The following is an 8,151-nucleotide window of genomic DNA, read 5'->3' as shown; positions in this document are numbered from 1 at the left end:
CCGCCTCACCCCCGCCCGAAGTGCCGGCCCAGGCGGGCCGCGGCCTCGTCCAGGGCGCTGTCCAGCTTGGCGAAGCAGAAGCGGGCGTAGTGCGACGGGGCTGTCTCGCGGTCCTGGTAGAACGCCGAGAACGGCACCGCCGTCACCCCGGCCTCGACCGTGATGTGGCGACAGAAGTCCTCATCGGTGCCATTGAAGCCGACACCCCGAATGTCAGCGGTGAAGAAGTACGTCCCCGGGCAGTCCATCACGTCGAATCCGATGCCGCGCAGGCCGTCCGCCAGCCGGTCGCGCCGCGCCGCCATGTCCACCGCCAGATGCTCCAGCACCTCCGGCGGCTGGCGCAGGCCGAACGCGACGGCGGTCTGCAAACAGGTCGGCGTGGTGAAGGTCAGGAACTGGTGCGTCTTGGCGATGGGCGCCAGCAGGGCCGGCGCGGCGATCGCATACCCCACCTTCCAGCTCGTCACAGAGAACGTCTTGCCGGCCGAGCCGATGCGCACGCAGCGGTCCCGCATCCCCGGCAGAGTCATCAGCGGCACATGCCGGCGGCCGTCGAACACCAGGTGCTCGTACACCTCGTCGCAGACGGCATAGGCATCGTGCCGGCTCACCAGATCGGCGATGAACGCCAACTCGTCCGCGTCGAACACCTTGGCCGACGGGTTCATGGGGCTGTTGAGCAGGATCAGCTTGGTCTTGTCCGAGAAGGCCGCCGCCAACGCCTCGCGCGGCAGGGTCCAGTGCGGCGGCTCGACCCGCACCATGCGGGGCACGCCACCGGCGCGGCGGATGATCGGCAGGTAACTGTCGTACAGCGGTTCGATCAGCACCACCTCGTCGCCCTGCTCGATCAGGCCGAACAGGCAGGCGGCCAGAGCCTCCGTGGCGCCGGACGAGACCATGACCTCGCTGTCCGGATCCAGGTCGAGGCCATAGAAGTGCCGGTCGTGGGCGGCGATGGCCTCGCGCAAGGCCGGGATGCCCATCAACGGCGGGTACTGGTGCGGCCCGGCCTCGGCCGCTTCGGCCGCCGCGCGCAACACGGCCGGCGGTTCCAGCCCCTCCGGAAAGCCCTGGCCCAGGTTCACGGCGCCGTGCTCCTGCGCCAGCTTGGACATGACGGCGAAAATGGTGGTGCCATAGGATGACAGGATCGAATTGGCCGCTTTCACCGCGCGCGTCTCCCCGATGAGGTGATGAACAAGGGGATGCAGGGAACCACTCCGCCGCACCCTGGGCAAGATCCCAGGGTCAAATCGGTGATTCCCCTGGGCAAGCGCCGCCAACCATGCCACGACTAGCACCAATCGCCCCGCGCCACCGACAGAAAACCCGAGGTTTGCCGATGACCGGTCCCCCCTACCCGGACTCAGATGGACCCGAGATCCTCACGGCTCTCGAAGTCCGGCAGGGTGGAGACGGCCTGCTCCAGCGGGTTCTCGCGCCGGCGACCCGGGGGCTCCTGACCGTGGAGGCGGCGGAACAGGCCCCGGCGCTGATGACGTGCGCGCGCGACGCGACAAGACACGGGGGCCTCGTGCTGCTGCTGACGGCGGCCAACGGCTGGCGCCTGGACGTGGCCAACCTGGTCGTCACGGCCGCCGAGCGGCTCTGGCCGGCCCTGTACAGCCGTCGCGACACCCTGCGGCTGGCGCTGCACGAGGCGTGGGTCAACGCGCTCATGCACGGATGCCTGCGCGTGCCGCCAAATCTGCGGGACACGCCCGAGGGCTGGATCGAGCACAGCCGAACCATCGACGCGGCCTTGGCGGATCCGGCGCGCGGCGATCGCCCGGTGCTGCTGACCCTGACCGCCGAGACGGACGGCTGGGTCGCCCGGGTCATGGACCAGGGGCCGGGGTTCGACGCCCCGGCCGACGTCATCCTGGGCCCCGCCGTGCCGGCCCAGGCCAAAACAGCCACGCGCGGACGCGGCCTGACGCTGATTCTGGGCGCCTGTGACCGGGTCTCGTGGCACGATGGCGGGCGCGAGATCCGCATGATGTTCGCCTACCCGCCGCGAGAGGAATTCTAGGCACCGACCGCGAGGAGACCCATGAGCGTTCGGGCGCGTCTGGCACGGCAACTGGATCCGGCCCTGCGCACGGCCCCGGGGCTGTCGCCGACCAACTGGGCCGTGTGTGCCCTGATCGTCGCCGCCATGCTGCTGGCGGTGCTGGCGACGGAACCGACGCTGCGCACCGGCCGCGAGACCCTGTTCCTGTCGCTGGAGATCGTCCTGACGAGCCTGTTGGCGCTGGAATACGCCGCGCGCGTCTGGACCAGCGTCGAGAATCCGGCCGTCACCAGCCGGCTTGCCTACATCCGCTCGCCGGCCGCGCTGTTCGATTTGGCGGCGGTACTCGTGGTGTTCATCACCGCCTTCGGCACCGAAGGGTTTCTGTTGCGTCTGGCCATGCTGTTGCGCGTACTGCGCATCGCCCGCCTGGGGCGGTTTTCGCGCGCGTTCGAGGCCGTGGTCACCGCCGTGGCCTCGCGCGCGACCGAACTGGCCCTGAGCATGGGCGTGGCGGCCCTTCTGCTGCTGGTGTCCTCGGCCATGCTGTATCTGGTGGAGGGCGCGACCCAGCCGGAGGCCTTCGGCTCCATCCCCCGCGCCATGTGGTGGTCGGTGGCCACCCTGACCACGGTGGGGTACGGCGATGTCTACCCGGTGACGCCGCTGGGGCGGGCCTTCGCCGCCCTGACGGCGGTCACCGGCATCGGTTTGATCGCCATGCCCACGGGCATCCTGGCCAGTGCCTTCAGCGACGCCTTCCAGGCCCAACGCAACCCGAGCGACACAGCCGACACAGTGGCCGACACCCTTCCCAAGAAAGACCCGGACCAGCCCCGCCGATGACCGACGCTCCCCGCAACCGCCAGTCGCTGAAATCCCGCCTGACGACCCTGTACACCGGTCTCGGCAAGGGGGCGACGCGGTTCCGCTACGGCCTCATCGCCTTTGACCTGTTCACCATCGTCTTCATCGTCGTCACCCTGCCGATGCAGCCGACACCGGCCATCATCGCCATGGATATCGTCATCGGGGTGTGGGTGCTGGCCGACCTGTCGGCCCGGCTGTGGATCGCGCGGCGGCGCGGGCGCTATCTGCTCCAGGTGACCACGTTGGCTGACATGGCCGTGGTCTTTTCCTTGCTGCTGGCGCCGATTCTCGCCGCCAACCTTGCCTTCCTGCGGATTCTGCGTCTGATCCGGCTGCTGCATTCCTATCAGGTGCTGCGCGACCTGCGGCGCGAGGCCGCGTTTTTCCGCCGCAACGAAGATGTGATCATCAGTTCCATCAACCTTGTGACGTTCATCTTCGTCGTCACGGCGCTGGTGTTCGTGCTGCAACGCGACGGCAACCCGGAGATCAACAGCTACCTCGACGCCCTCTATTTCACGGTCGCCACCCTGACCACCACCGGGTTCGGCGACATCACCCTGGTGGGACCGTCGGGCCGGCTGCTGTCGGTGGTCATCATGGTGGGGGGCGTGTCGCTGTTCCTGCGCTTGGTGCAGACCGTCTTCCGCCCGCCCAAGATCCGCCACACGTGCCAGAGCTGCGGCCTGCGCCGCCACGATCCCGACGCCGTGCACTGCAAGCACTGCGGCGAGACGCTGCGCATCGAGACCGAGGGCGAGGAGTGACCCGCGCGATCAGAACCGCGCCCGCACCGCGTAGGTCAGGGTCGTCTCGCCGCCGGCGGGCACCTCGATCGACCACACCACGCGCTTGGCGGTCTCCTTTTCGTGCGGCGCGGATTCGGACAGGATGGTCCAGTCGCCGGGCAGGGCCGCCTCGACGTCCACCGTCACCGCCCGGTCCGGCTTTCCGTTGCGCAGCACGACCGTGTGCTCGGATTCGGTGACGTCTTCGCCGATGCGGCGAAAGGCGGTGCGGCGGCGCTCGGCGGTGACGTCGAAGTCGGCGCCCAGCACCAGTTCGGCCTCGCCGCCGACGGCCACATGGGACACCCGATCCGCCCCCAGGAACCGCGGCAGGCCGTCCGGCCCCGGCTGCCAGACCCGCACCACGCCGGCCGGCAGCGGCAGGCCGAGGCCCGCCTCCTCGGTGTTGGCGAGGATCAGGTGCCGACGCGCGTTGACGGTGTCGTTTTCAAGGCGCGGACTGGCGAAATGGGCGCGATTTCCGGCCGCCACGACGGAGCGCGGCGTCACGGTGATGTCCGGCGCGTTCACCAGCGCCACCTGGAGCGTCTGTCGGTGCGCCAGCGTCACCGGCCGCTCGATCGGGTAGAAGTGCAGCCCGCCCTGGGCCTCGGCGACCGGCGGCGGCAGCATGGCCGCGCCGATGGCGGCCCCCGCCGCGCCCCGCATGGCCGCCTGTTCGTAGAGCGCGCCCATGCCTGCGTTCTCGGCGACCTCGACCTGCCCGGCGGCGAGGGTCAGGCGGGCGTCCGTGAAGCTGCGCCCGCTGGTGTTGTGCAGCGTCGCCCAGCCGGAGAGGGCCGCCGTCTCGCCGTCGGCCTCCAGGTCCAGTCCGTAGTCTGCCGCCCAGGTCAGCCCGCCGGTCAGGTAGCCCAGCGACAGGGCACGCGGCCCGGCGGCGGCGGCCTCCACCGTGGCCAGCAGGGTCGGGGTCGGGCGCAACCCCTCCGGCAGCGCGTCGACGACCAGGTCGCCGGGCAGCCCGACGCGGATGGCGCCGTCCATGCGCAGGATTACATCCTCGGCCACCGACAGCACGGTGGCGGAGGCGCGGCGCGGCGGCTGGCCCTCGCCCTGGTCGTGAATCAGCACGCCGATCTCCTCGCCCACCGACAGTTCCAGCAGGCGGCGCCGGTTCGGTACGTCGGCGGCCAGGGCGCGTTCCAGCACCGTCAGGCCACCGCCGTCGTCCGCCGGCACCAGCCGCACCGACGCGGCGTCCGCGCCGGCCGGGACATCCGGAAAGGCGAGCACGCTTTCACCCGCCGGCAGGTCGGCCGTGCGGGTCTCGTGTACCGTCGCGGCGCCGCCGCCGCTGTGGATGGTCAGCGCCACCGAGCCCGGCCCGCCCGGCGGCACGGCGATCTCCTCGGCGGCCCGCGCGGCGGGCACCTGCACGGCGGTGAGGGCAAGAGCGGTCGCCAACACGGACGCGAATCCGGGACGGCGCGACAGGCGCGGGATCATGGTCACCTCCGGGGCAGTGCGGGAACGTTTGGTCCGCACCCTGCCCTGGCTTCATGGCGACCGTGTGTCGGGCTCCACACCGCCCGGCGGCTCGTCGCGCACCAGATAGGGCTCCTGGCCGGCGACGCGGCCGTGGGTGTCCGACAGCAGTTCCAGCACAAAGCCGAACCCCAGCAGCATCAACGCCGCCAGCCCACCGAACATGGAGACGTAGAAGAAGGGCCGTTCGGTCATCGGGTTGCCAAACACCACCCGGTCGACGCCGATCCACACCAGCGACACCAGCGCCAAGGCGAGCGTCACCAGGCTGATGCGGCCGAACAGGTAGATCGGTCGCGCTTTGAAGCTGGCCTGGAACCACAGCATGACGATGTCGAACAGCACGTCCACGGCGCGGCCCAGGCCGTACTTGCTGGTGCCGGCGAAACGCGGATCGGCCCGCACGTCCACCTCGCCGACCGCGCCGCCCATCAGGTGCACCAGCGCCGGCAGCAGCCGGTGCTGGCCCGCGCGCAGTCGCAACAGGCGCGCCACATCGCCGCGCAGGCACTTGAAGCCGCCCATGTCGCGGGCCGGACAGCCGGTGGTGGCGCGCAACATGGCGTTGGCGGCGCGGCTCGGCAGCAGGCGCAGCATGGTGCTTTCCGGCCGGCCGACACGGCGGCCCGACACCAGATCATAGCCTTTGCGCGCCTCGGCCAGCAGACCGCCGATATCCTCCGGGCGGTTCTGCAGGTCGGCGTCCATGACCACCACCCATTCGCCCCGCGCGGCGCGGAACCCGGCCGACATGGCCGCCCACTGCCCGGTGTTGCGCGTCAGATAGCGCGCCCGCACGCGCGGATCGGCCGCCGACAGGTCGGCCAGGATGGCGTTGGTGCGGTCGTTGGAGCCGTCACTGACCGCCACGATCTCGTAGATCTCGCCCAAGGTCTCCAGCGCGGCCGTCGTACGGCGATAGAACTCCCGCAGGCAGTCCTCTTCGTTATACATGGGCACGACGACGGACACAGCGGGCGCGGCGGGCGCGGCGGGATCGGACATGAGACGGGCCTGACCTGAGGGAGCCGGAGACGGAGACAGACGGCGCCTGTTTAGCCCGGCGCCCGGCCGCGGTCCAGCCCGCGGCACGCGACCCTATATCCGATGGTCAGTGGCCCAGGGAGGGCGTACCGACGTAGGGTCTTTCTTGTAACACATGTTTCATCTGTGGTTCCTTTGTGGTTGGCCGCGTCCGTCAGCACTGGTCTTTGTTGTTATGTTCCGACGTCCGACCTCGTGGAAAGCGTTCTGGGTTGCCTTTCCGCTTCTGTCCCTGATTCCCATCGTGGCCCTGTCCGGGTACGCGATGTGGTCGGCGGCCGACCGGATCACCGCCATCCAGCGCACGGAAGAGTTCGCGGTCGAACTGCAACGGATGGCCGTCTACCGCAGCCTGGACCGCGCCGCCCAGGACGTCTGTCTGCTGGCCGGACAGAACGAGCTGCGCCGCTATCTCATCGCGGGGGACCGCGGCGCCCTGAACGAAATCGCCTCGGAGTACCGGACCCTCGCCTTGAGCGCCCCCGTCTATGACCAGATCCGCCTGCTCAACCGCACCGGCAGGGAGCAGGTGCGGGTCGAAGCCCGTGACGGGTCGGCGGTCATCGTGCCCGAGGACAGGCTGCGGGACAGCGCGGGACAGTACTACGTCGAGGATACGTTCGCGCTGGCGCCGGGCGAGGTCTACCTCTCGCCCCTCGCCCTGAGTTCCGAGGCGGGCGCCGTCAAGATCCCCTACACGCCGATGATCCGGCTGGGGACGGCGATCGCCGATTCCGCCGGCCAGACCGTCGGCATGGTGATGGTCAACTACCGTGCACGGTCGATGCTCGACGCGGTGGTCGAGGCCGGCGCCGGCACGCCCGGCCAGCCCATGATGATCAACGAGGACGGCTACTGGCTGGTCAGCCCGGATCCGCCGCCCGCCTGGGGGTTCATGTTTCCCGACAAGGCGGACGCACGCCTGCAGGTCGTGTACCCCGAGGCCTGGGCGGCCATGGACACCACGGCCAAGGGATCGGTGCGCACGGAGGCGGGCCTGTTCACCTTCGACACCTTCCACCCCCGTGATACCATCCTGCCCTGCCCGTCGTTTCGCCCCGATTTGCAGCCCCTGTCGGTGGACCGGGGGTACGGCTGGATCATCGCCTCCTACGTTCCGGCGGACCAGCTCGCGGACATCGAGACCCAGGCCGTCCTGGAGGCGATGCTCATCGGCGGCCCCATGGTGCTGCTCCTGGCCATCGGAACGCGGGCGGTGGCCGTGGTCGTCAGCGAGCGGCGCAACCACCGTGCCCATCTCGAGGCGCTGGCCCGGTTCGACGCACTGACCAAGCTGGCCAACAAAACCACGTTCGAAGAGCGCATCGAGGAGGAAATCACCCGGTCAGAACGGCACGGCCGGACGTTCGCCCTTCTGTATCTCGACCTCGACGGCTTCAAGGCCATCAACGATTCCATGGGGCACGCCGCCGGCGACATGGTTCTGATGGAGGTGGCCCGGGCGCTCAAGGACTCGTGCCGGGCGGTCGACCTGGCCGCGCGGGTGGGCGGCGACGAGTTCGGCGTCCTGCTTTCCGAGGTGGGGGACGCGACGGCGGCGTGCCACGTCGCCGAAAAAATGCTCGAGCGCATTCATGGCCTGTCCTGGAACGGCCGATCGGTGGGCGCCAGCATCGGTGTCGCCTTGTGGCCGAAGCACGCCACCGACGCCGGCACCCTCGTGCGCCGGGCGGACGAGGCGATGTACGCCGCCAAGAAGGCCGGCAAGAATACGGTGCGCATGACCCAAAACGGCCATCCGCCCGCCGTGCCGTGCGAGACGGCGTCGCGCGGGGCTTGATGGGTTAACCCTTGATACCGGGCGACCGAAGTCATGACTCGTCCCCATTCGCCGGGCGCGGTGCCGACGCGGGAGATCCCTCGGCTCGCTGTCGCTCGCTCGGGATGACGTATGTTTTTGTT

Annotated in this window: 7 protein-coding genes; 4 read left to right on the top strand and 3 right to left on the bottom strand. The window is 69.8% G+C overall.

All coding sequences use genetic code 11. The features are described from left to right. Positions 1-5: 5 nt before the first annotated feature. Positions 6-1,175, bottom strand: a complete 1,170-nt coding sequence (locus tag Q0309_RS09460) for an aminotransferase (RefSeq protein ID WP_299439919.1) — start codon at positions 1,173-1,175, stop codon at positions 6-8. A gap of 173 nt (positions 1,176-1,348) precedes the next feature. On the opposite strand from Q0309_RS09460, the gene Q0309_RS09455 reads away from it, so the two are divergent. Genes Q0309_RS09455 through Q0309_RS09445 form a run of 3 tightly spaced genes read left to right on the top strand, consistent with a single transcriptional unit; the run spans position 1,349 to position 3,657 of the window. Then, positions 1,349-2,038 carry an ATP-binding protein gene (locus tag Q0309_RS09455; protein ID WP_299439917.1) on the top strand — a complete coding sequence of 230 codons (690 nt, stop codon included), beginning with the start codon at positions 1,349-1,351 and terminating at the stop codon, positions 2,036-2,038. 21 nt (positions 2,039-2,059) lie between these two features. Continuing rightward, positions 2,060-2,866: an ion transporter gene (locus Q0309_RS09450; protein ID WP_299439915.1), complete on the top strand. Its 807-nt coding sequence runs from the start codon at positions 2,060-2,062 to the stop codon at positions 2,864-2,866. Then, positions 2,863-3,657 (top strand): ion channel, encoded by a 795-nt coding sequence (locus tag Q0309_RS09445; protein ID WP_299439913.1) that lies wholly within the window; start codon positions 2,863-2,865, stop codon positions 3,655-3,657. Before Q0309_RS09450 ends, Q0309_RS09445 begins: the two co-directional genes overlap by 4 nt. Positions 3,658-3,666: 9 nt before the next feature. Here Q0309_RS09445 and Q0309_RS09440 read toward each other — a convergent pair whose 3' ends face one another. Together Q0309_RS09440 and Q0309_RS09435 are read right to left on the bottom strand one after the other, a co-directional pair. Continuing rightward, a complete protein-coding gene (locus Q0309_RS09440; protein ID WP_299439911.1) occupies positions 3,667-5,145 on the bottom strand; it encodes a DUF4139 domain-containing protein in 1,479 nt (492 codons plus the stop codon). A gap of 51 nt (positions 5,146-5,196) precedes the next feature. Continuing rightward, on the bottom strand, positions 5,197-6,189 hold the full coding sequence (locus Q0309_RS09435) for a glycosyltransferase family 2 protein (RefSeq protein WP_299439909.1): 993 nt from the start codon (positions 6,187-6,189) through the stop codon (positions 5,197-5,199). A 214-nt stretch (positions 6,190-6,403) separates the two neighbouring features. Between Q0309_RS09435 and Q0309_RS09430 the strand changes: the two genes are divergently transcribed. Beyond that, entirely contained in the window at positions 6,404-8,029 is a 1,626-nt protein-coding gene (locus tag Q0309_RS09430; protein ID WP_299439907.1) for a sensor domain-containing diguanylate cyclase, read from the top strand. Positions 8,030-8,151 lie beyond the last annotated feature (122 nt).

The sequence above is a fragment of the uncultured Rhodospira sp. genome (genome assembly GCF_937138205.1).
Classification (GTDB): Bacteria; Pseudomonadota; Alphaproteobacteria; order Rhodospirillales; family Rhodospirillaceae; genus Rhodospira.
The sequence above is the reverse complement of the archived record's forward strand: the minus strand, read 5'-3'. Positions and strand labels throughout refer to the sequence as shown.